This window comes from Avibacterium paragallinarum (genome assembly GCF_011765605.1).
Taxonomy (GTDB): Bacteria; Pseudomonadota; Gammaproteobacteria; order Enterobacterales; family Pasteurellaceae; genus Avibacterium; species Avibacterium paragallinarum.
This window is the reverse complement of sequence record NZ_CP050316.1, coordinates 1,676,335-1,699,952: the sequence shown is the minus strand read 5'-3', so window position 1 is coordinate 1,699,952 and position 23,618 is coordinate 1,676,335. Positions and strand designations below refer to the sequence as shown.

Below are 23,618 nucleotides of genomic sequence, written 5' to 3'. Positions count from 1 at the left end.
ATCACAAATTTGTATCAAAATAATAAAATTTTAGGAGAGTAAAAATGATAGATTTTGAGTGTTTTTCAGGCTATGAAGGATTAATTTTTGATATGGATGGCACAGTGATTGATACTATGCCGAGCCATAAAAGTGCGTGGGATAAGGTGGGAGAGACTTTGGGATATCCTATTGATGGGCAAATGCTTTATGAATTAGGCGGTGCTTCGGTAAGAGAAATCGCGAAAGTAATGATGCAAAAAGCAGCGATGCCAATGAGTTTATTTGATGATGTTATAAGATTAAAACGACAATATGGTATTGAGTTAATTATGCAACATTCAAGCCTACTTCCTACTTTTGATGTTGTGCGATATTTTTCTGATAAAAAGCCTTTAGCACTGGGTACAGGTTCTCATCAAGCAATAGTAAATTTATTATTAACAAAATTTGATCTTTATTCTTATTTTGATGCTATTGTTACAGCTGATGATGTAGAAAAACATAAACCTGCTCCAGATACATTTTTACGTTGTGCGGAGTTACTCCACGTTAATCCAAAAATTGCTTGGTATTTGAAGATGCTGATCTTGGTATAAAAGCGGGACTTGCAGCCGGAATGGACGTATTTGATGTGCGTATCAATCAGCTAGTAAAGGGGAAATAAATGTTATCCAATAAACAAAAAATGCTAGCGGGATTTGCTCATAAGCCAAATGATCGTGAATTAGCCCAGCTTCGTTTAGAAAATAAAAAACGTCTTTTCCAATATAACACACAAATTTGTCCTTCCGAAATAGAAAAAAGGACAGCATTGATTCAACAGATTTTAGGTAAATCCAAAGGGATTCCACATATTAATGCACCATTTTTTTGTGATTATGGTTGTTTTATTGAAGTGGGAGAAAATTTCTTTGCCAATTACCACTGTACGATGTTAGACAGTGGAGGGATTAAGATTGGGGATAATGTGATGTTTGCTCCAAATGTGAGTCTTTATACCGTTGGGCATCCCCTTGATCCAGAATTACGTCAGCAAGATTGGGAGCAAGCTTTACCTATTATCATTGGTAATAATGTTTGGATTGGAGGAAATACGATTATTTTGGGCGGTGTAACTATTGGAGATAATTCAGTCATTGGGGCGGGTTCTTTGGTTAATAAAAATATTCCAGCCAATAGTTTGGCTATGGGAAGCCCTGCAAAAGTAATTCGACAAATCAACGAACAAGATCGAATTAATTATATGAATAAATATATGACAGATTATGTTTGATTTGGTTGATTACAAGTTGTTTGACCAACAACATAATAGCCTGTGGATAATGTTTATTAGTGCGTTTTTAAGCTCAACAGTATTGCCAGGCAATTCAGAAATTATGTTTCTCTTTTTGACCGCACCTTTTGATGAGACATTTTTTTCTGTTGATATTTTTAAATTAGTTATTGTTGCAGTAATAGGGAATACCCTAGGGGGGATGACAACTTATATTATTGGACGATGTTTCCCTCATTTAGAACAACGAAATTTGCAACATAGCTGGGCATTAAAGAAAATCCAACGTTATGGTATTTGGACATTATTGTTCAGTTGGTTTCCTATTGTAGGTGATGCGTTTTGTGCATTGGCAGGTTGGCTAAGATTAAATTGGTTTAACTCATTGCTATTAATACTGATAGGAAAATTATTTCGCTATTTTCTACTACTTATCTTTAACCAAGTTTAGGTGTAGCCATTTTAATAAACAGTGAAGGTTCGCAATGTCTATATTGATTGTGGACAACTAGCCATAAAAAAGCCATTCTAAATAAGAATGGCGAAATAATTAAGGAATCAAATTTATTAAAACAACTGCAAGTTGCTATATCGTATGACTCTTTAATAGCAAGAAAGTTCAAAAATACAGAGATTTTTTTACATAAATTTACATTTTATAAGGAAGGATATTATGCCGTTACTTGATAGTTTTAAAGTCGATCATACGAAGATGAATGCTCCCGCCGTGCGTGTTGCAAAAATAATGCGTACACCAAAAGGTGATGACATTACCATTTTCGATTTACGTTTTTGTATTCCAAATAAAGAAATTTTACCGCCGAAAGGGATTCATACTCTTGAACATCTTTTTGCAGGTTTTATGCGGGATCACTTGAATAGTGAGCAAGTTGAGATTATTGACATTTCTCCAATGGGGTGCCGTACAGGGTTTTATATGTCATTAATTGGTAGACCGAATGAGCAACAAGTCGTAACAGCTTGGCTTGCGGCAATGAAAGATATTCTACAAGTGCAAAATCAAAATGATATTCCTGAATTAAATGAATACCAATGTGGCACTTATACAGAGCATTCCTTAGATGAAGCTCATCAGATTGCACGCAATATTCTTGCTCGTGGTGTTGGTGTGAATAGAAATGACGATTTATTGTTAGATGAGCGTTTGCTTGCACAATAATTCATTATCACTAAATGAGTTCTACTTTCATACAAGCTGGTTGCTCCTGTATGAAAGTGGACTGGATTTAGTGATCTTCAGATAAAAATTCTGTTAATAACTCATTGAGAAATAATTTGCCTTGTTGCGTAATTTGCCAAGTGCGGTCAGTTTCTTGAACATATTTTTTCCTTTTTGCCCAATTCATTGGCTCTCTGATAACATCGGAGGAAAGCCCCGTTAATTGTTGAAATTCCGTTTTGGGAAAGGCTTCCAGCAAGCGAAAACGGTTCATAAAAAATTCAAAAGGACGATCCGTAAGTGTGATCGGTTTTTCTTCATATAAATATTCCCCTCGCATATAGCCTTTAGGGTGCTTGGTTTTACTAAAACGTATAATATCGCTATTTGTAAAGCTCAGTTTGCCGTGAGCTCCACAGCCTATCGCCAAATAATCGCCAAATCGCCAGTAATTCAAATTATGCTGACACTGATCGCCCGCTTTGGCATAGGCAGAGGTTTCGTATTGCTGGTAGCCTGCGGTGGTTAAAAGCTGATGGCCTTGCTCGAAAATATCCCATAAGGCATCGTCATCAGGCAAAGTCGGCGGACGGTAGGCGAACATTGTATTGGGTTCAATGGTGAGCTGATACCAAGAGAGATGGCTTGGTTCAAGGGCGATGGCTTGGCGTAAATCCTCAAGGGCTTGGGGTAAAGTTTGCTCAGGCAAGCCGTGCATTAAATCCAAATTAATGCGGTGAAATCCTGAATCTTTCGCCATTTGCACCGCACTTTGGGCTTCTCGAGAATTATGAATACGCCCTAAGCGTTGCAATTTTTCATCATCAAAACTTTGTATGCCTAAAGAAAGGCGATTTACTCCCGCCTCTACATAACCTGAAAAACGGCTCGCTTCTGCCGTACCAGGGTTAGCTTCAAGGGTGATTTCAATCTCAGGCTCAAAAGGAATTTGTTGTTCAATACCTTGTAAAAGCTGAGAAATCGCTGTTGCTGAGAACAAGCTTGGCGTACCGCCGCCGATAAAAATCGAATGCAGAGAGCGATGAGCAATGCTTTCTTGATAGCGTTCAAGATCTTGACGTAAATCTGCTAGCAAATGCTGGACATAGTCTTGCTCGGGAATATTGCCTTTTTGAGCGTGCGAGTTGAAATCGCAGTAAGGGCATTTTTGCACGCACCAAGGGATATGGATATACAAACTTAACGGAGGCAATACGAGCATTATTTTAACCGCTCTTTTAATACTGCTAACGCCCTTGCACGGTGCGAGATTTTTTTCTTTTCTGCGGTGTCTAGCTCGGCAAAAGTGCGGTCTTTTTCTGGATAGAAAAAGAGGCTGTCATAACCAAAACCATTTTCTCCCTTTTCAGCAAAGGTGATTTCGCCGGCACATTCCCCCTCCGCAATAATCGGAGAAGGATCGGTTTCGTGTTGCAATAATACAATACAACTAACAAATTTAGCTTGCCGTTCTTTAGCTGGCACGTTAGCTAATTTTTGTAATAACTTTTTACGATTTTCGGCATCGGCTTGCTCGCTATCAACCCCAGCATAACGTGCTGAATATAAACCCGGCTCACCATTCAATGCGTTTACCACTAATCCGCTATCATCAGCAATCGCCGGCAAGCCAGACATTTTTGCCGCATAACGAGCTTTTAATAAGGCATTTTCCACAAAAGTTAAGCCTGTTTCTTCGGGGCTTTCAATGCCCAAATCAGTCTGTGCAATGACATCGAAACCAAATTCCGCAAGCACATCAGCCATTTCTTTCACTTTGCCTTGGTTGCCCGTAGCAAGCACAATTTTTTGTTTCATTTTTCAATCCTGTAATATGAAAAAGGTAGCTTGCACTAAGCTACCTTATAAGGATAAAACAGAAAGTTATCGTTAAAATGTTCTGACGATAATCTTTGACTTAGCTCAAGTAGTATAGTGCATTTTTTAATTTGTCTCTATTGGCTATTACTATTAAATGAAGATAAATCTATGCGATCTTTATTTTTTTCAAAAATCGCTTTTCCAATTCCCTTTACTTCTAATAGTTGTTCTGGTGCGATAAATTTACCGTGTTGTTCTCGATATTCCACGATAGCTTCTGCTTTCTTCGCCCCAATGCCTACTAAGGCTTTTTGAATTTCACTTGCACTTGCCGTATTAATATTGAGCTTTTCGCCAATAAATGTGGTGGCGATAGTTTTATTATCCGTCACTTGTGTCGTGGCTGGTGGATTCACTGTTTCATCAGCATAAACCGAACCAATAAATGTTATTGCCAAAATGAGAGAAGATAAAATCGTCTTAATTTTCATTGTGAGTTTCCTTTTTTCATTCCATATTAAAGTATGTTTACTGAACAATTCAGTATTTCCTACTTTGCATTGTAAGGAAAGAATAGACAAGAAACACACCGCACTTTTGCGATCGAGATCGTAAAATATTCGTGACTGAAGTATTCAGCCTGTCGGTGAGGAGTTTGTTTAAAGGTTGTTTTAAGAACAATTTGAAATGATAAAAAAATCCTACGATAACTATCGTAGGACTGTCTGTATTTCGAATGCTATTGTCGTGTTTTTAAATATTCCACCCGCCCAAATAAAAAGCGATTAACGCAATCGCGATTAGCACTGTACCGAGGTTGAGTTTTTTCACATCACCGCTGATGAGTCGTCCGATGACAAGGCAAGCGAAACCAAGCATAATGCCAGTTACGATATTGGCGGTTAGCACGATGAATACCGCACAAACCAAGCCACTCATAGCACCGATAAAGTCATTGAAATCTAATTTGCTGACATTGCTGAGCATTAATAACCCCACATACATCAAGGCAGGTGCAGTGGCGTAGTTTGGTACGAGAGTAGCGAGTGGTTGGAAGAAGATCATTAATAAGAATAATACGCCCACGACAATGGCGGTGATACCCGTTTTCCCGCCCGCAGCCGTACCCGCAGCAGATTCGATATACACCGCCGCAGGGGCTGTGCCGAATAGACCTGAGAAAAGGCTACTGACAGAATCGGAAGTTAAGGCTTTGCCGCCGTTGATGATTTGCCCGTCTTTATCCAGCAAATTGGCTTGCCCTGCAACCGCTCGGATTGTCCCTGTGGCATCGAAAACGGCAGTCATCACTAAGGCGAAAACAACGGGCAGAATGGCAGGTTGCAATGCTCCTGTGAGGTCTAATTGTAAGAACAGCGATTGCTCGCCGAAACTTGGCATTTTGAACAATTCACCGTTGAAGGTAACGTTCGGATCAACCGCTAAGCCGATCAGCGTGATCGCGATAATCACCCACAAAATGCCGCCTTTGATTTGCATTTTTTCTAGCCCGATAATCGCCGCAAGCCCAGCAAGGGAAATCAACACGGGGAAGCTGGTGAAATCGCCGAGTTTGATCGGTAGCCCTGCTTGGTTGCCTACCACAATACCTACGCCGTTGGTGGCGATTAATAATAAGAATAAGCCGATACCGATACCTGCCCCTTGTGCAATGCTAGCTGGGAGGTTGCGTAAAATCCACGCTCGCACGCCAGTAGCAGAAATTAGGCTAAACACGATTCCCATTAAAAACACTGCCCCTAAGGCAACGGGAATGCTCACCCCTTGCCCTAAAACGAGGCTGAAGGCGGTGAAAGCGGTGAGGGAAATGGCACAGCCGATCGCCATTGGGGCGTTTGCCCATAAGCCGATTAAAATTGAGCCAAGCCCAGAAACTAAACAGGTAGCGATAAACACGCTTTCAGGCGGAAAACCTGCCGCCGCGAGCATATTCGGCACGACAATCACGGAATACACCATTGCTAAAAAGGTGGTTAAGCCCGCGATAATTTCTTGACGTAAGGTTGAGCCACGCTGGGTGATCTCGAAAAGTTTTTCTGTAAGCATAAATGTCCTTTACAAGTGAGGGAAAGAAAAATGGCGTTATTTTACAGAAAAGTACGCAATAGTAAACGTTTGCGGTGTCAGGAAAATCGGGATTGGCGAAAAAGTGCGGTGTTTTCTGGACGAGTTTTTTTCGCGATGATGAAAATCTGGCGAAAAAATGGTTTATACTAGCCAAATTTATGACAAGTAAGAAACTGAGGAACAAAATGACTATTTTAGTAACAGGCGGAGCAGGCTATATTGGATCGCATACGGTAGTGGAATTAGTAAACGCAGGATTTAACGTGGTGGTGTTGGATAATTTAAGCAATTCCTCACCAAAATCTTTGCAACGCGTAGAGCAAATTACCGGTAAAGCGGTGAAGTTTTATCAAGGCGATGTGTTAGATCGTGCGATGTTACAGCAAATTTTTGCCGAAAATGCGATCAACTCAGTCATTCACTTCGCGGGCTTAAAAGCGGTGGGCGAAAGCGTGCAAAAGCCAATGGCGTATTATCAAAATAACGTGGTGGGATCGCTGGTTTTGGTGGAAGAAATGAAAAAAGCGGGCGTGTGGAATTTGGTGTTTAGTTCTTCTGCCACCGTGTATGGCGATCCTGAAATCGTGCCAATCACCGAACAATGCAAAGTGGGCGGCACAACCAACCCTTACGGCACATCAAAATTAATGGTTGAGCAAATTCTCACCGATGTCGCAAAAGCTGAACCACAATTTAGCTTCACCATTTTGCGTTATTTCAACCCTGTTGGCGCGCATCACAGCGGTTTGATTGGCGAAGATCCAACAGGCATTCCGAACAATTTATTGCCTTACATCAGCCAAGTGGCGATCGGCAGATTACCGCAACTTTCTGTGTTCGGCAGTGATTATGATACCCACGACGGCACGGGCGTGCGTGATTATATCCACGTTGTGGATCTCGCCATTGGGCATTTAAAAGCTTTAGAACGTCATCAAAATGACGCTGGCTTGCACATTTATAATCTCGGCACGGGCGTAGGTTATTCCGTGTTGGATATGGTGAACGCCTTTGAGAAAACGAATGGCATTCAGATCCCTTACAAACTGGTGGATCGCCGCCCAGGGGACATTGCCACTTGTTATTCCGATCCGTCCCTTGCCGCCGAAGAGCTAGGCTGGAAAGCGGAGCGGGGCTTGAACGAAATGATGCAAGATACGTGGAACTGGCAAAAAAATAATCCTAAAGGCTATCGGGATTAGGCGTTTATGCGGTGGCATTGGCTGCCGCATAAATTTATCTGTTTTTCTCACCGCACTTTTATCGCTATGACAACGACACCACCCCTCTGGCAGCAGATTTTTAGTCGCAATATGCTCATTTGCGTGTTCACGGGTTTTAGCTCAGGGTTGCCGCTGTATATTTTGATTTCCCTGCTGCCAATTTGGCTGCGTTCTGAGCAAATCGACCTCAAGGCCCTCGGCTATCTCACCCTCATCACCTTGCCGTTTTCGTGGAAATTTCTCTGGTCGCCATTGCTTGATCGTTTTGTGCCACCGTTTTTAGGACGGCGGCGGGGCTGGATTTTTATCTCGCAAATTCTCTTACTCGTGAGCCTTGCCTTATTTGGCTTTATCGATCCCAAACAGCAAGGGGGCTTGAGTTTGGTCGCGGGGCTAGGCACGCTTTGTGCGTTTTTTTCCGCCACGCAAGATATTGTGCTTGATGCCTATCGGCGGGAAATTTTATCCGATCAAGAACTCGGGCTAGGCAATTCCATTCACGTCAATGCGTATCGCGTAGCGGGCTTAGTGCCAGGGTCGCTATCGCTGATTTTATCCGATCATTTTGCTTGGCAAACCGTGTTTATCATCACTGCACTGTTTATGTTGCCGGGCATTTTTATGTGCCTATTTTTAAGCACTGAGCCAAAAATTGAGCTGAAAAAACACCGCACTTTACAAGATAGCGTAGTCGAGCCGTTTCGCGAATTTTTTCAACGCAAAGGGATTTGGTCGGCATTGGGAATTTTAGCGTTTATTTTCCTCTACAAACTTGGCGACAGTATGGCAACGGCGTTGATTTCGCCATTCTATTTGGATATGGGATTCAGCCATACACAAATTGGCGTGGTGGTGAAAAATGCTTCCCTTTGGCCGATGATCGCCGCCAGTATCCTAGGCGGGGTGATAATGCTGAAAATCGGTATTAACCGTGCTTTATGGCTGTTCGGCGTGGTGCAAATGATCACCATTTTGGGCTTTGCGTGGCTAGCAAGCCAAGGGCCTTTTACGGAGGTGGACAGCACCGCGTTGTGGTCGCTTGGCGTGGTAGTGGCGGCAGAATATATCGGCATCGGCTTAGGTACAGCCGCCTTTGTCGCCTTTATGGCACGCGAAACCAACCCGCTTTACACTGCCACCCAACTCGCCTTATTCACCAGCCTCGCCGCCTTACCCCGTGCCACCTTAAACACCCAAGCGGGCACATTAATTGACTGGCTCGGCTACTATGAGTATTTCTGGCTTTGCTTCTGGCTCGCGATTCCCGGAATGTTATGCTTATTTAAAGTTGCCCCTTGGAAGCAAGCAAAGTAGCACGTTTATTGACGAAAAAATTAGGAGAAAGTAATGCAATTTCTGAAAAAACTCAGTTTTTTATTAGCAAAATTCACCGCACTTTTTATTATCGTGCTGGCGTTAATCACCTTTTATAAACCTGAATTATTCACTTGGGTAAAAGGCGATACGCAAGTGTTCATCATCAGCATTATTATGCTTTCAATGGGAATGACTTTAGGTAAAAAAGATTACCAAGTGTTAGCACAACGTCCGTTAGATATTCTTATTGGTACGATTGTGCAATATACCGTAATGCCTTTTGTGGCGATTGCGATTGCAAAAAGTTTTGAGCTTTCTCCAGCACTTACCCTTGGTTTGGTCTTAGTTGGTTCTTGCCCTGGTGGCGTAGCGTCTAACATTATGGCGTTTCTATGTAAAGGCGATGTGGCGTTTTCAGTGGGAATGACCACTGTGTCCACCCTGATCGCACCCGTGATGACCCCGCTCTTGCTCAATTATTTAGTTGGACAAAGTATCGAAATGAACGGCTGGGCGATGTTTAAATTTATGTTGCTTGTAACCGTCTTGCCTGTTGCTGTGGGGTCAATTTTGAATATGGCATTTCACCGCAAACAATGGTTTCAAGATATTAAAGCCTTAATGCCTGGTGTGGCAGTGATTAACTTTGCCTTTATCGTTGGCGGCGTGGTGGCGATTTATGGCAACTATTTTTTGCAATCTGGGCTGGTGATTTTGCTGTGTATTGTTGTGCATAATGTGATTGGCTATGCCTTGGGCTATTTAGTAGGCAAAGGCGTTGGAATGAGCCTCGCGAAAAAGAAAACCCTTTCGCTCGAAGTGGGCGTACAAAACGCAGGGCTTGCTACAGGGTTGAGTATGAAATTTTTCCCCGCGATTCCTGAATCTGCCGTAGTGTGTGCAGTGGCTTGCGTATGGCATTCTGTAGCAGGAACAGTGTATGCGAATTTTTTATTGTGGATCGATAAGTATCGGCAAGCAGAGTAATAATGAAAATATCGATTTAATCAAAACAAAATTATGTTGATACTTGTAGGGAGATGTGTTCACCTGAAAAATACAATATAGCGAAACTTCTTTCACTTTCCTACGGCGTTATAGTCGTTTGATTTCAAAATAATACGGTGTTATTTCGCCTTGCCGTACTATTTGTACTGTCTGAGACTTGTTGCCTTGTCTTATTTTGAACTTAAACGACTATATTTCTCCTCTCCGTATGCTTGTATTGTCATCGGAGCAGAGTGTTGTATAAAAGTGAACTCAATTGAGCTATATAAGCGAAAAAACGTAGATTAGTAAAATAGTAAAATAGTAAAAAGTGGGAAGGCGACGCTATTCATATTCTCTTAGGCGTTTCCCTAAAAGGGAATGCAAGGAGCCCAAATAATTGTCAAGCGACATCAGCATTACTTAACCAATCCATTAATGTTTTCAAATCTTGTTGCCAATATTCATTCAGTTGTGCGATCCAATCATCAATCTTCGCCTCCCAATCTGAAGATTGCCATTCTTGCACTGACGCGGCGAGGTGTTGAATGCGTTTTAAGCCCACAGACCCTGCGGCTCCTTTGATTTTGTGGGCAAGGTCGGCTAGGGGTTCTTTTGGGTAAGGAGCGTTTTTGTATGCCTTGTATGCGGTGTTCAGTTCTGCAATATAATCAGGCATTTGCTGTTCAAACAGTGCGGTGTTATTTTTCACTGTTTTTTTGCCTAAGAGTGCCATAAGCTCATTCAAAAATGGGAAATCCAGCGGGCTATCGTACGATGCGGATAGCCTTTCTGCCTGATAAGGCACAAAGCTCGGAGGCGGTGAGCTTGGCGTGAGGTCATCAGCAAAATACTGATACAAACATTGCGTTAGTTCGTCCAAGGAGAGAGGTTTGCGGAGAATGTCGTCCATTCCCTGTTGCAAATAATCTTGCTTATCGTGCATTACATTAGCAGTTAAGGCGATCAGCGGCGGGAGATAATCATAGTGATCATTTTCATAATTTTGACGCAACTGTTGGGCGATGTCGAAGCCAGACATATCTGGCAGTTGAATGTCGATCAGCAATAAGTCGTAGTCATTTTGTTCAAATTTCTCAATGGCTTGCTTGCCCGTCATTGCCACATCAACCTGATAGCCCAATTTTTCTAAAATAGATTTCGCCACCACGATATTCACTTCAATATCTTCAATCAACAAAATGCGTAGCTGATGAGGTAAATAATGCTGATATTCTAAAGGTTTACTCACAATTTCCGCTTGGATCTGTAATGTAAAAACAGAGCCTTTTCCCACCGCACTTTGCACGGTGAGATCGCCGCCCATTAGGTTGGCGATGGTTTTGGAAACTGCTAAGCCAATGCCACTGCCCGCGTGCTGATATTGTTTGGATTTCACGCGATAATACATCGCGAAAATATGTTCTAGCTCGGCTTGTGCAATGCCAATGCCCGTATCAGAAATCGCAAAAGCGAAAGTTTGTTCTGCTACTTGTGAAACACGGAGGCGAATCACGCCTTTTTCGGTGAATTTCACCGCATTATTAATTAAATTCCACAGAATTTGGCTTAATCTGGCGTTGTCGATGTAAATCCATTGCGGTAAGTTTGGCTCATATTGCAATTCAAATTTCAGGTGGTTTTGCTCTGCCATTAAGGTGGCAAAATTGGCGATGTCATTGAGAAAAGCGTAAAGATCCGTTTCTTTGCGGTTTAATTCGATTTTATGTGCATCAATTTTTTCTAGATCGATAATATCGCTAAAAATATGCCCTAAAGACACCGCACTCATATTGATGGTTTTGAGATAATTTTGTTGTTCGGGATTCAAGGGGCTGTCTAGCAAAATGCGACTTAAGCCGATAATGCCATTGAGCGGCGTGCGTAGTTCGTGGCTGATGGTGGTCATTAAAGCGGTTTTGTTACGGCTACTTTGTTCTAAATCATTTAACGCAACAGATAATTTTCGTTCCGCAATCATTCTTTCTGATACTTCACGACGTAAATTATCTACCAATTTTGCCAGTTCAAGGCGAGATTTTTCTAGTTTTTCTACTAATAAGGTGAAGAAATAAATCACAAATGGGGCGGAAATTAAGCCAAAAAATACAGAACGCCCTACATCGTGCCAATATACTGTGCCGACTACACATAAGCTCAACAAAAATTGCGTGCAAAGGGCAAGCACCGCCAAAATGACTACACCAAGCAAGGAAAATTTTACCCTGCCTAAGCGGATCACCCAATCTACATAGCGTTGTGCAAAGTGTTTGATATTCTTCATTTTATCGCCTTATTGTTAGCTAGAAATAACCGAACTATAATGAGAAATGGCAGAAAAAGGAAGTCAGAAAAGAAAAAATCTGCTTCATTTCGAAGCAGATCCTTAAGAAGGAAGCTAAATTAACGACTGCGGAAAATAATACGCCCTTTACTTAAATCGTAAGGTGTCATTTCCACCGTTACTTTATCGCCCGTTAAGATACGGATATAATTTTTACGCATTTTTCCTGAAATATGTGCAGTAACAACGTGTCCATTTTCTAATTCAACGCGGAACATCGTGTTCGGCAAGGTTTCTAAAATCGTGCCTTGCATTTCAATACAATCTTCTTTTGCCATTAATTCCTCTAATGTTAATAAAATAAGTCAAAAAACGGGCGAATTATACTCTTTTCACCCGCATTCACCAAGTTTTTTCTAGAAATTTAGTGAACTACTCAGAAAATCAAAAATTGTGATAGAATCCCCGCTGAAATTTTGCACCACAGGTTAATAGCTAAATTATTTTTCAACTTAGCTAAGTTTTTATTTGTATTCGGAGTTTTTAATGATTCATAAAATAATGCGTTCCCGCGACCACCACGAACCGCACCGTGTCGCTACCACCTTGGAGCTTTATTTTGATTTAGTTTTTGTTATCGCCATTGCTGCCACCGCGAGCGGTTTACACCACGCTTTAGCAGCTCATCATTTCAGTGACGGATTAATTCGTTTTGCCACCTCGTTTTTCTGCGTATGGTGGGCGTGGATGAACTTTACTTGGTTTGCTTCAGCTTATGATAACGACGATTTTCGTTACCGCATTGTTACAATGGTGCAAATGTTCGGGGCGATTATTTTAGCCATTGGCATTAATAATGTGTTTGAGCATAATGATTACACAATGATCCTCATTGGTTATACCGTAATGCGTATTGCTATGGCATATCAGTGGTTTCGTGCTGCCAAAAGCGATCCTGAGCGTCGAACGACCTGTTTACGCTATGCGTTCGGTATTATTATTGCACAGCTTTTTTGGGCAATTATTGTTATCTATATTCCTCATTTGTTTAATCAAATCTTCCTATTTGGTGCTTTACTCGAATTATCTGTTCCCGTTTGGGCGGAAAGTGCCAATAAAACTGCGTGGCATCCGCATCACATTGCCGAACGTTATGGTTTATTGGTGATTATCGTACTCGGCGAAGGTATTCTAGGGGCGACCAACGCCATCACGCCATTATTCCACAGTAATGAAGCGATACTTACTGAAGCATTCCCTTTAGGCTTAGGGATTTCAGCGTTAATGTTCTCTCTTTGGTGGCTTTATTTCAAAATGCCGTGGGGGGAATTTTTACATTCACAACGCACCTTAAATAACGCGTTAGTCTATGGCTACGGACATTTGCTAATTTTCATCGCCCTCACCGCCTTAGGTTCAGGCTTAGAATTGCTCGCCGATTCAGTAAAAGAATTTGGCACAATGGCGGAAGTCGCCGAACACAGCACAAACGCCCATTCAGTTTCGCCTTTATTTGCAATGACCGTGTTAAGCCTCTGCACTGCGATTTATCTCATCGCCTTAGCATTCTTGCGTTGGTATTTAGATAAAGATACCAATTACAGCGTAATTGGCTTTACCCTCGCTATTGCTGCCACTTTCCTCGGTGTGCTATGCGTATATTTAGGAATGCCATTGCAATGGTCAATTTGGTTCACCGTGATCGCCCCGATTGCGATGATTTCTTTTTATAAAACCAAGCCCATTCATTTAGACTAAATCACTTCTCGGGCGGGCAACTTGTCCGCCCTTTTCATTTGTGATAAAAACACACCTCTCATCATTATTCCGTTGGATTTTTCCTTTTCTTATATTAGGATACAGAAACCACTTTTTATAAAGGATAATCATTATGTTAGTTCGTCTTTCAACACAACCCGCGTCCCCCGTTTGGGGGGGAAATGCGTTGCTTAGCTTTGCCAATGAGGAAAGCATTATCCATCTGCAAAAAAATGCTTCAAATTCTGACCGCACTTTGATCCAACAAGCGGCACGCAAATTACGCAATCAAGGCATTCACAACGTGGAACTCAGCGGCGAGGGCTGGGATTTAGAAAACTGCTGGGCGTTTTATCAAGGCTTTTATTCCGCGAAACAAGATTATGCTATTGAATTTCCTCATCTTGACGATGAGCCACAAGCGGAATTATTTGCACGTATTCAATGTGGTGACTTTGTGAGAGAAATCATTAACTTACCTTCTGATGTGATTACTCCGAAAAAATTAGCTGAGCGTGCGGCTCAATTTATTGCCGAGCTTTCAGCCGACTACGCCAGTGAAAGTGCGGTCAGTTTTGACATCATTTCTGGCGAAGAATTGCTCGCAAAAAATTATCAAGGTATTTGGCAAGTGGGGAAAGGCTCGGCAAATCCCCCTGCAATGTTGCAACTCGATTTCAACCCAAGCCAAGATCCCAACGCCCCTGTATTGGCTTGTTTAGTAGGTAAAGGGATCACCTTTGACAGTGGCGGATACAGCATTAAGCCAAGTGATTCAATGTCCACAATGCGAACGGATATGGGCGGGGCGGCGTTGCTCACAGGTGCATTGGGAATGGCAATTGCCGGCGGGTTAAATCAACGCGTAAAACTTTATCTATGCTGTGCGGAAAATATGGTGAGTGCCAATGCCTTAAAACTGGGCGACATCATCACCTATCGCAATGGCGTAACGGCGGAAGTGTTAAACACGGACGCAGAGGGTCGCCTTGTGCTGGCAGACGGTTTGATCGAAGCGGATAAACAAAACCCACAATTTATTATCGACTGTGCCACCCTAACAGGGGCGGCGAAAGTGGCAGTGGGGAACGATTATCACAGCGTACTTTCAATGGATAACGAATTGGTTACCGCCTTATTGAATGCGGCACAGACCGCCAATGAGCCTTTCTGGCGTTTACCTTTTGAAGAATTTCATCGCGGGCAGATTGCTTCGCAATTTGCTCAAATCGCCAATATCGGCACCGTGCCAGTAGGAGCGGGGGCAAGCACCGCAACGGCGTTTTTGTCCTATTTTGTCAAAAATTATCAACAACATTGGTTGCACATTGATTGCTCAGCCACCTATCGCAAATCCGCTAGCAATTTATGGGCGGCAGGGGCGACAGGTATCGGCGTGCAAACACTGGCTCATCTTTTACTTAATCAAGCCAACTCATAGGAGGAAAATATGGAACGGACGTTGTCAATTATCAAGCCCGATGCGGTGGAGCGTAACCTTATCGGCAAAATCCTAACTTGTTTGGAAAATGAAGGCTTTCGCATTGTGGCGATGAAAATGGTTCATCTCACCCAAGAGCAAGCGGAGGGCTTTTACGCTGAACATCAAGGTAAACCTTTCTTTGCGGGCTTGGTGGAATATATGACTTCTGCCCCTGTGGTGGTTTCTGTTTTGGAAAAAGAAAATGCGATAAAAAACTACCGCACTTTAATGGGGGCAACGGATCCAGAACAAGCCGAAGCTGGCACAATTCGCAAACAATTTGCCTTAAGCAAGCGACAAAATTGCGTACACGGTTCGGACAGCCCTGAAAGTGCAGAACGCGAAATTGCGTATTTTTTTAGTGAAAATGAGCTTTGTCCAAGAAAATAGTCAATAAAAATGCCAATTATAAAAAATTGGCATTTTTATCATATTACTTGTTTGATTTTAGAACATTCAATATCACAAAAATTAATCTAAACGCTTAGCAACTTCTAACCATTCAGCTTTAAATTCGCGACGCATATTATTGATTGCATCAATAATATCATGATGAACAAGATGCTCATTTTGAATTCCTACGCAGTATCCACCTTTACCTTGTAATAAGAGAGCTACCGCATAAACACCCATACGAGAAGCTAAAATACGATCAAACGCACAAGGTGTTCCACCACGTTGAATATGCCCTAAAATCGTTGCTCGAGTTTCGTGTTTCACGCGAGCTTCAATTTCTTTAGCTAATTCATTTACATCACAAATATGTTCTGTGATAGCGATAATAGCGTGACGTTTACCTTTAATAATACTACGTTCAATTTGCTGAATTAATTCTTCTCGGTTAAATTCTACTTCGGAGGCGACAATATACTCACAACCACCTGCAATACCTGCTGAAATAGTTAAGTCACTACAATGTCTGCCCATTAATTCCACGATTGAAATACGTTGGTGCGAGCTTGAAGTATCACGCAAACGGTCAATGGCAGTTACAGCAGTTTCTAACGCGGTTTGATAACCGATAGTGTAATCTGTTCCAGCTACATCATTATCAATGGTGCCAGGAATCCCCACACAAGGGAAGCCGTGTTCTTCGGTAAGCAATTTCGCTCCCATATAAGAACCGTCCCCGCCGATAACTACGAGTGCATCAATGCCGTGTGAACGTAAAATTTCCGCACATTTCGCCCGCACTTCAGGTTTTTTAAATTCTGGGAAACGTGCTGAACCAAGGAATGTACCGCCACGATTGATTATATCTGATACGCTATAACGCGTTAATTGTTTGATTTTATTATGATAAAGTCCGTGATAGCCATCATAAATGCCATAAACTTCTAAGCCTTCTCCTAATGCAGCACGGACTACTCCACGAATTGCTGCGTTCATTCCTGGTGCATCACCACCACTGGTTAATACGGCAATTTTTTTGATCATAATGCAAATACCTTTATTGAAAGTTAGTAATATAGAAATTGTGCGTAGCTTACACTATTCCCAATTATCGCTCTAGAAAAATTTTGTGAATTACTTCACATTTTGATTTAGGTCTAAGTATTTTTTGATAAGTTACCCATTATTACTTTATCTTGCTCTTCATTTTTCACTACACTAGTAGGTTCGTGGTGAATCACAATATCGACTCGAGGAAAACATTGACGTAAACGCTGTTCAAGATGATCGGTGATTTGATGAGCTTCAATAAAAGAAAGGTGATCATCAAGTTCCAAATGAAATTGAATAAAGCGGATAGCCCCCGAGCGTCGAGTGCGGAGATCGTGAAAGCCTAAAATATTGGGTTGCGATTGGATAACTTGTTCAATTTGTTCGATTTCCTCTGGAGGCAAGGCTTGATCGAGCAATAATTGAATAGCATCGTAAAACATCTGTCCCGCATTAAACAAAATATATAAAGCGATCAAAATAGCAAAAATCGCATCAGCCCAAAGCACGCCCCATAGGGTTAGCCCGAGCGAGCATAAAATCGCGATATTCATCAGCAAATCGGTTTGATAATGCAGTCGATCCGCTTTGATTGCGGGGCTGTCCGTTTGCTTGATAATGTGGCTTTGATACAGCACCAATAGTAACGTCGCTGCAATGGAAATCAGGGTAACGATCACGCCTAAATAAGTTTGCGTTAAGGGCTGCGGGGCAGTGAGGCGATAAATGCCTTGAAGCAACAGGAAAATGGCACTGCCCGAAATAAACGCACTTTGAATTAAGGAAGCCAAAGACTCCGCTTTACCGTGTCCAAAGGAATGGTTGTGATCCGCAGGCATTAGGGCAAAACGCAAAATCAGCATATTCATAAAAGAGGCTAATAAATCCAGCGTGGAATCGGTGATTGAGGCGAGCATACTGACGGAATCCGTTTTCCACCACGCAAAGCCTTTAATTAAAATTAAAATAAAGGCGGTGGCAATCGCCAAATTCGCCGCACTTTTGACTTGTTTGGAATAGACTTCTTGCATTATTTTTTACAATTCCAAGAAAAATGGCTGTTACTCAAATTTTGTATTTCTTTATTTACCACATATTTTTGCAAATATTTGATAATCTTCTCTTTTTTCATATTCATTAATTTTTTGTTTTTGGCGATTTTTAAAGAATATTGATACTGCACAAAGCCACAAAAGGGAAGATCTTTGCCTCTGGCAACATTCACTTGCCAATCTTTATTTTGTTCGGTTGGCTCATAAATCACGAAAGTGAGCAATTCATTGTTGTGTGGATAAAGATCAAAATGAGTAACGCCCGTGTTTTGATACACTCGCTTACGCAAGGCGATCCGATCCGCTAACGTGCGTTGCTGCCAATTTCTATCTTGCAACAGCTCGATTGCACTGTGCCAATGCTCTACACTTTCCCCTTTTTGCACATAAAAATAACGTGCCACGCTGCCTAAATCCTGTTGCGAAATCAGATAATAAGAGCTGTTATTATGCGTAATGGCTTCAGGCACGCTGAGTTGCGGCGAGGATACGCAAGCCGTTAATAAAAGTGCGATGCTAAAAAATAACGTTTTTTTGATATTGTGAAAAAAGGCTAACAAAGGCTTCATTTTATTCGCTCACCTCTCGTTTAAACACAAATTCTTTCTCGCTTGAAGCCGCTTCATCAAACCAATATCCGCCAAGATCAAAGGCTTTTAATTGCTCAACGTGAGTGAGTCGATTTTGAATGAGGTAACGACACATTAAGCCGCGTGCTTTTTTCGCATAAAAACTGATGACTTTATATTTGCCGTTTTTGTAATCTAAAAAGACGGGCTTAACGATATGTGCCTTGAGCTGGCTTTCTTTCACAGATTTGTAATATTCGTCAGAGGCTAAATTCACCAGCACGTTATCCCCTTGCTCGTCTAAGGCTTGCTGTAAGGTTTGGGTGATCACATTGCCCCAAAACGCGTAGAGATCCTTGCCTTTCGGGTTGGCTAATTTTGTCCCCATTTCCAAACGATAAGGCTGCATTAAATCTAGCGGGCGTAACAAACCATAGAGTCCCGATAACATTCTTAAATGCTGTTGAGCGAATAAAATGTCTTCGCGAGATAAATGCTCCGCGTCTAAGCCCGTGTAAACATCGCCTTTAAAAGCAAAAATGGCTGGGCGTGCGTTTTGTTCATTATGATCCGCCGTCCATTGGGCGAAGCGTGCCACGTTGAGCGAGGCTAATTTATCGCTGATCGACATTAACGAGGCGACATCTTGCGGGGCGAGGGTGCGGCAAATGTCGATTAATTGCTGACTGTAGTCAGTTAAAGCGGGCTGAAAAACCTCAAATTTTTCTACCGCACTTTCAAAATCAAGAGTTTTGGCAGGTGAGATAATTGCTAACATTTTGAAATCCTTAAAATTTGTTAAACCGTTAAAGGTAATTGCCATTCAATCGGCGAAATGTGGTGCTGCTGTAAATACTGGTTGGTTTGAGAAAAATGCTGACAACCAAAAAAACCGCGATGTGCCGAAAGCGGCGAGGGGTGTGGGGCGGTGAGAATGCAATGTTTTGTGCGGTCGATAAACTGCCCTTTTTTCTGGGCGTGGCTTCCCCACAGCAAAAAGACGAGATGCTCTCGTTGCTCGTTTAATGCGGCAATAACGCGATCGGTGAAGGTTTCCCAACCAAATTGCGAATGGGAATGGGCTTTGCCTTGTTCTACAGTGAGGACGGTGTTGAGAAGCAACACGCCTTGCTCAGCCCAAGACAATAAATAGCCGTGCGATGGAATTTGGAAGCCCACATCAGCAGCCAGTTCTTTATAAATATTGACGAGCGAGGGCGGCGGTGCAATGCCAGGTTTAACAGAAAATGATAAGCCGTGGGCTTGGTTTGGACCGTGATAAGGATCTTGTCCTAAAATCACCACTTTCACTTGATCAAATTCGGTTAATTTGAAGGCGTTAAATACTTCATTACTGGGCGGATAGACAATTTTACCAGCCGCTTTTTCACGCTGGACTTGTTGTAAGATTTGCTGAAAATAGGGTTGGCTTTTTTCGTTGCCAATCACATCTTTCCACGTTTTCATTTTGTTATCCTCTGCACTCATTCGCACTAAAAATAGTGTCGAGATTATAAAGAACCTCGCCGCAAATGAACAGCCTCAATGCGGATTTAATTCTTTAATTATTTTTTAATCAAAAGTTAATAAAATGTTAAATTAAAATTTTTAAAAATAGATTTATTTTGATATGTATCAATTTCATTATTTTTATTTGTTAAATTCAATCTGACCTATATCAAAATAATTGAATTGATCAAATTTTTTGATAGAATCTCCTTCAATCCGTGATTAATTAACAAACAAATTTAGGAGTTTTTTTATGATAAAGGGTATCCAAATTACACAAGCTGCCAATGACAATCTTTTAAATTCATTTTGGTTATTAGACAGTGAAAAAGGCGAAGCACGTTGTTTATGTGCAAAAGGCGATTTCACCGAAGATCAAATCGTTGCAGTAAGCGAACTTGGTCAAATCGAATATCGTGAATTGCCAGTTGATGTTGCCCCAACAGTAAAAGTAGAAGGCGGTCAGCACTTAAACGTGAACGTATTACGCCGTGAAACATTAGAAGATGCGGTGAAACACCCTGAAAAATACCCACAATTAACAATCCGTGTTTCTGGGTATGCTGTGCGTTTTAACTCATTAACCCCAGAGCAACAACGTGATGTAATTACCCGTACTTTCACTGAAAGCTTATAATGCATTCTAAAACCCTAAGGTAAGTGCCTTAGGGTTTTCTTTGCCCCTTTCTAAATAAATACGCCTATTTATTTCACCGCACTTGTTCGCTATTGCTAGCGAATAGCACAAGATTCAGGTAAAATCGAGAGATTAATCTTATAAATATATTCACCTTGAATTTTATTATTACTTATGAAAAATATTCGCAACTTTTCAATTATTGCTCATATTGACCACGGGAAATCCACCCTTTCCGATCGTTTAATTCAAACCTGTGGTGGGCTTTCTGACCGTGAAATGGCTGAGCAGGTTTTAGATTCAATGGATCTTGAGCGTGAACGTGGGATTACCATTAAAGCACAAAGCGTTACGCTCAATTACAAAGCCAAAGATGGCGAAACTTATCAACTTAATTTTATCGACACACCGGGACACGTTGATTTTTCTTATGAAGTATCCCGTTCTTTAGCCGCTTGTGAGGGGGCATTATTAGTAGTGGACGCGGGGCAAGGGGTGGAAGCCCAAACCTTGGCGAACTGTTACACCGCTATTGAAATGGATTTAGAAGTTGTTCCGATCCTGAATAAAATTGACTTACCCGCCGCTGAACCTGAGCGTGTTGCGGAAGAAATTGAGGAGATTGTCGGCATTGATGCCATTGATGCGGTGCGTTGTTCTGCTAAAACAGGACAGGGCATTGAAGATGTGCTAGAAGAAATTGTGAAAAAAATCCCCGCTCCTGAGGGCGATCCTGATGCCCCATTACAAGCTTTGATTATTGATTCTTGGTTTGATAACTATCTCGGCGTGGTTTCCCTTGTGCGGATTAAAAACGGCACGTTACGCAAGGGCGATAAAATCAAAGTGATGTCCACTGGGCAATCTTATAATGTGGATCGTTTGGGGATTTTCACGCCGAAGCAAGTAGATACCCAAGTGCTGAACTGTGGCGAAGTGGGCTGGGTTGTGTGTGCCATTAAAGATATTTTAGGCGCGCCAGTAGGGGATACTTTAACTCTACACAATAATCCTGCAAGCACCGCGTTACCGGGCTTTAAAAAAGTGAAACCTCAGGTTTATGCGGGGCTGTTCCCGATTAGTTCGGACGATTACGAAGCCTTCCGCGATGCCTTAGGTAAATTGAGCCTAAACGATGCGTCATTATTCTATGAGCCTGAAAATTCCACCGCACTGGGCTTTGGTTTCCGCTGTGGTTTCTTGGGCTTATTGCATATGGAGATTATTCAAGAGCGTTTAGAACGTGAATATAATCTTGATTTAATCACCACTGCCCCAACCGTAGTGTATGAAGTGTTACAAACCAATGGCGAAGTGATTTATGTGGATAGCCCGTCAAAATTGCCGCCATTGAATAATATTAGTGAAATTCGCGAGCCAATCGCCGAATGTAATATGTTGTTACCGCAAACCTACTTGGGCAACGTGATTACGCTGTGCGTTGAAAAACGTGGCGTGCAAACCAATATGGTGTATCACGGTAATCAAGTGGCATTGACCTATGAAATCCCGATGGGGGAAGTGGTACTCGATTTCTTCGATCGTTTGAAATCCACCTCACGCGGTTATGCTTCATTGGATTACGGTTTTAAACGTTTCCAAGCGGCAGATATGGTTCGCGTTGATATTATGATTAACGGCGAGCGGGTTGATGCCCTTGCCTTGATCGTACACAAAGATAACGCCCCATATCGTGGACGGGAATTAGTGGAAAAAATGCGTGAACTCATTCCACGCCAACAATTTGATATTGCGATTCAAGCGGCGATCGGCAATCACATTATCGCACGTTCAACGGTGAAACAGTTACGCAAAAACGTATTGGCGAAATGTTACGGTGGGGATGTGAGCCGTAAGAAAAAACTGTTACAGAAACAAAAAGAGGGTAAAAAACGAATGAAATCTTTAGGTAACGTTGAAGTGCCACAAGAAGCGTTTTTAGCCATCTTACACGTTGGCAAAGACAAATAAGGAAAGCTTATGTCAAAATCAAACTTATTTTTTATTCTACTGATTGCTGTCGGATACGGTATTTGGAAATGGTTAGATCATTTAGGCTTGCCTAACACCTTTACTATTGTGTTGATTTTATTGACCGCACTTTGCGGGGTGTTATGGTGCTACTATCGCTTTTCTGCTTTGCCAAAACGCGAACGCCAAATTGCACGAGCAGAACAACGCAGTGGTAAGCCTTTGACGGAAGAAGAAAAAGCCAAAATCGAGCCAATTTCAGAGAGTGGCGAGTTTTTATCTTCTCTCTTCCCTGTTCTCGCTTTTGTGCTGATTTTACGTTCCTTTTTCTTTGAGCCTTTCCAAATTCCATCAGGCTCAATGGAACCCACATTGCGAGTCGGTGATTTTCTGTTAGTGGAAAAATATGCTTATGGCATTAAAGATCCCGTTTTCCAAAACACTTTAATTGAAACAGGCAAACCGCAACGTGGCGATATTATTGTCTTTAAAGCCCCGCCTGAGCCAAATGTGGATTACATTAAACGCGTGATTGGCATTCCCGGTGATCGCATTCAATATAACGAGGCGGATCGCCATCTCACCATCACCTACGGAAAAGACGGCAAAGAATGCACAGAAGATTGCGTAACCAAAGAATTTACTTACAGCACGCCAGAGGCGGATAAAAACTTCAACATTATCATTGGGCAAGATCGTGCGGGCAAACCGATTTATAGCAATCAAAACCCATTAGTGCTTACTGAAAGTGGTGATGTTACCCACCAAATTCATTGGGATCCGCAACCGCCTAATGCCACTTATTTATACCAAGGCTACCGCCAACAGCACAATTACATCACCGAGTGGGTTGTGCCTGAAGGGGAATATTTTGTTATGGGGGATAACCGTAATCACAGTGCAGACAGCCGTTTTTGGGGCTTTGTGCCAGAGAAAAATATTGTCGGCAAAGCGAAATATATTTGGCTAAGCCTTGATAAAAAACAAGGCGAATGGCCAACAGGTCTGCGTTTTGACCGAATGTTTAGCAAAATTCAATAA

24 protein-coding genes and 1 pseudogene are annotated in these 23,618 nt (G+C 41.9%); 14 read left to right on the top strand and 11 right to left on the bottom strand.

Annotation, left to right across the window (positions count from 1 at the left end):
* Positions 1-44 precede the first annotated feature (44 nt).
* The 4 genes and pseudogenes from HBL79_RS08160 (at position 45) to luxS (ending at position 2,435) form a co-directional block, all read left to right on the top strand.
* A pseudogene (locus HBL79_RS08160) lies at positions 45-646 on the top strand (beta-phosphoglucomutase family hydrolase).
* On the top strand, positions 647-1,255 hold the full coding sequence (locus HBL79_RS08155) for a sugar O-acetyltransferase (RefSeq protein ID WP_035685399.1): 609 nt from the start codon (positions 647-649) through the stop codon (positions 1,253-1,255).
* Positions 1,248-1,706: a YqaA family protein gene (locus tag HBL79_RS08150; protein ID WP_035685398.1), complete on the top strand. Its 459-nt coding sequence runs from the start codon at positions 1,248-1,250 to the stop codon at positions 1,704-1,706. Before HBL79_RS08155 ends, HBL79_RS08150 begins: the two co-directional genes overlap by 8 nt.
* Before the next feature lie 222 nt (positions 1,707-1,928).
* Positions 1,929-2,435, top strand: coding sequence for an S-ribosylhomocysteine lyase (luxS, locus tag HBL79_RS08145; protein WP_035685396.1), 507 nt, complete (start codon positions 1,929-1,931; stop codon positions 2,433-2,435).
* A 67-nt stretch (positions 2,436-2,502) separates the two neighbouring features.
* Here the strand turns inward: luxS and hemW are convergent, their stop codons facing one another.
* The 4 genes from hemW to HBL79_RS08125 form a co-directional block, all read right to left on the bottom strand.
* Complete coding sequence (gene hemW, locus HBL79_RS08140) at positions 2,503-3,657, bottom strand: radical SAM family heme chaperone HemW (RefSeq protein WP_035685394.1); 1,155 nt, start codon at positions 3,655-3,657, stop codon at positions 2,503-2,505.
* Entirely contained in the window at positions 3,657-4,253 is a 597-nt protein-coding gene (gene rdgB / locus HBL79_RS08135) for an RdgB/HAM1 family non-canonical purine NTP pyrophosphatase (protein ID WP_035685390.1), read from the bottom strand. Before rdgB ends, hemW begins: the two co-directional genes overlap by 1 nt.
* A 137-nt stretch (positions 4,254-4,390) precedes the next feature.
* A complete protein-coding gene (locus tag HBL79_RS08130) occupies positions 4,391-4,747 on the bottom strand; it encodes a ComEA family DNA-binding protein (protein ID WP_035685388.1) in 357 nt (118 codons plus the stop codon).
* Positions 4,748-5,009: 262 nt separating this feature from the next.
* Positions 5,010-6,323: an NCS2 family permease gene (locus tag HBL79_RS08125; RefSeq protein ID WP_017805051.1), complete on the bottom strand. Its 1,314-nt coding sequence runs from the start codon at positions 6,321-6,323 to the stop codon at positions 5,010-5,012.
* Between the two features lie 30 nt (positions 6,324-6,353).
* Between HBL79_RS08125 and HBL79_RS08120 the strand changes: the two genes are divergently transcribed.
* The 4 genes from HBL79_RS08120 to HBL79_RS08105 all read left to right on the top strand — a co-directional run bounded on the left by HBL79_RS08120 (position 6,354) and on the right by HBL79_RS08105 (position 9,871).
* A complete protein-coding gene (locus HBL79_RS08120) occupies positions 6,354-6,494 on the top strand; it encodes a hypothetical protein (RefSeq protein WP_156127777.1) in 141 nt (46 codons plus the stop codon).
* Between the two features lie 35 nt (positions 6,495-6,529).
* A complete protein-coding gene (gene galE, locus HBL79_RS08115) occupies positions 6,530-7,546 on the top strand; it encodes a UDP-glucose 4-epimerase GalE (RefSeq protein WP_035685386.1) in 1,017 nt (338 codons plus the stop codon).
* A gap of 66 nt (positions 7,547-7,612) precedes the next feature.
* Positions 7,613-8,881, top strand: a complete 1,269-nt coding sequence (locus HBL79_RS08110) for an AmpG family muropeptide MFS transporter (RefSeq protein WP_035685622.1) — start codon at positions 7,613-7,615, stop codon at positions 8,879-8,881.
* Positions 8,882-8,914: 33 nt separating this feature from the next.
* Positions 8,915-9,871 carry a bile acid:sodium symporter family protein gene (locus HBL79_RS08105; RefSeq protein WP_035685383.1) on the top strand — a complete coding sequence of 319 codons (957 nt, stop codon included), beginning with the start codon at positions 8,915-8,917 and terminating at the stop codon, positions 9,869-9,871.
* Positions 9,872-10,274: 403 nt separating this feature from the next.
* On the opposite strand, the gene HBL79_RS08100 is transcribed toward HBL79_RS08105, so the two are convergent.
* Both HBL79_RS08100 and infA read right to left on the bottom strand, forming a co-directional pair.
* Positions 10,275-12,155: an ATP-binding protein gene (locus tag HBL79_RS08100; RefSeq protein WP_035685381.1), complete on the bottom strand. Its 1,881-nt coding sequence runs from the start codon at positions 12,153-12,155 to the stop codon at positions 10,275-10,277.
* Positions 12,156-12,274: 119 nt separating this feature from the next.
* The gene (gene infA, locus HBL79_RS08095; RefSeq protein WP_005627617.1) at positions 12,275-12,493 is read right to left on the bottom strand and encodes a translation initiation factor IF-1; all 219 of its coding nucleotides are present in this window, start codon (positions 12,491-12,493) and stop codon (positions 12,275-12,277) included.
* Between the two features lie 208 nt (positions 12,494-12,701).
* Between infA and HBL79_RS08090 the strand changes: the two genes are divergently transcribed.
* The 3 genes from HBL79_RS08090 to ndk all read left to right on the top strand — a co-directional run bounded on the left by HBL79_RS08090 (position 12,702) and on the right by ndk (position 15,786).
* On the top strand, positions 12,702-13,913 hold the full coding sequence (locus tag HBL79_RS08090; protein ID WP_035685379.1) for a low temperature requirement protein A: 1,212 nt from the start codon (positions 12,702-12,704) through the stop codon (positions 13,911-13,913).
* A gap of 133 nt (positions 13,914-14,046) precedes the next feature.
* Entirely contained in the window at positions 14,047-15,354 is a 1,308-nt protein-coding gene (gene pepB, locus HBL79_RS08085) for an aminopeptidase PepB (RefSeq protein WP_035685376.1), read from the top strand.
* 9 nt (positions 15,355-15,363) lie between these two features.
* Positions 15,364-15,786, top strand: coding sequence for a nucleoside-diphosphate kinase (ndk, locus tag HBL79_RS08080; RefSeq protein WP_017805043.1), 423 nt, complete (start codon positions 15,364-15,366; stop codon positions 15,784-15,786).
* Positions 15,787-15,867: 81 nt separating this feature from the next.
* Here the strand turns inward: ndk and pfkA are convergent, their stop codons facing one another.
* The 5 genes from pfkA to ung all read right to left on the bottom strand — a co-directional run bounded on the left by pfkA (position 15,868) and on the right by ung (position 19,927).
* The gene (gene pfkA, locus HBL79_RS08075) at positions 15,868-16,833 is read right to left on the bottom strand and encodes a 6-phosphofructokinase (protein ID WP_035685373.1); all 966 of its coding nucleotides are present in this window, start codon (positions 16,831-16,833) and stop codon (positions 15,868-15,870) included.
* A gap of 113 nt (positions 16,834-16,946) precedes the next feature.
* Positions 16,947-17,870 (bottom strand): cation diffusion facilitator family transporter, encoded by a 924-nt coding sequence (locus tag HBL79_RS08070; RefSeq protein WP_035685370.1) that lies wholly within the window; start codon positions 17,868-17,870, stop codon positions 16,947-16,949.
* The gene (locus tag HBL79_RS08065) at positions 17,870-18,460 is read right to left on the bottom strand and encodes a hypothetical protein (RefSeq protein ID WP_046097488.1); all 591 of its coding nucleotides are present in this window, start codon (positions 18,458-18,460) and stop codon (positions 17,870-17,872) included. The genes HBL79_RS08070 and HBL79_RS08065 overlap by 1 nt, the downstream gene beginning before the upstream one ends.
* Position 18,461: 1 nt before the next feature.
* Complete coding sequence (yaaA, locus tag HBL79_RS08060) at positions 18,462-19,238, bottom strand: peroxide stress protein YaaA (protein WP_021723926.1); 777 nt, start codon at positions 19,236-19,238, stop codon at positions 18,462-18,464.
* A 20-nt stretch (positions 19,239-19,258) separates the two neighbouring features.
* On the bottom strand, positions 19,259-19,927 hold the full coding sequence (ung, locus tag HBL79_RS08055) for a uracil-DNA glycosylase (RefSeq protein ID WP_035685367.1): 669 nt from the start codon (positions 19,925-19,927) through the stop codon (positions 19,259-19,261).
* 295 nt (positions 19,928-20,222) lie between these two features.
* Between ung and grcA the strand changes: the two genes are divergently transcribed.
* The 3 genes from grcA (at position 20,223) to lepB (ending at position 23,618) form a co-directional block, all read left to right on the top strand.
* Positions 20,223-20,606, top strand: coding sequence for an autonomous glycyl radical cofactor GrcA (grcA, locus tag HBL79_RS08050; protein ID WP_017805037.1), 384 nt, complete (start codon positions 20,223-20,225; stop codon positions 20,604-20,606).
* Between the two features lie 174 nt (positions 20,607-20,780).
* Positions 20,781-22,577, top strand: a complete 1,797-nt coding sequence (lepA, locus tag HBL79_RS08045) for a translation elongation factor 4 (RefSeq protein ID WP_035685364.1) — start codon at positions 20,781-20,783, stop codon at positions 22,575-22,577.
* 9 nt (positions 22,578-22,586) lie between these two features.
* Positions 22,587-23,618 carry a signal peptidase I gene (lepB, locus tag HBL79_RS08040; protein ID WP_035685361.1) on the top strand — a complete coding sequence of 344 codons (1,032 nt, stop codon included), beginning with the start codon at positions 22,587-22,589 and terminating at the stop codon, positions 23,616-23,618.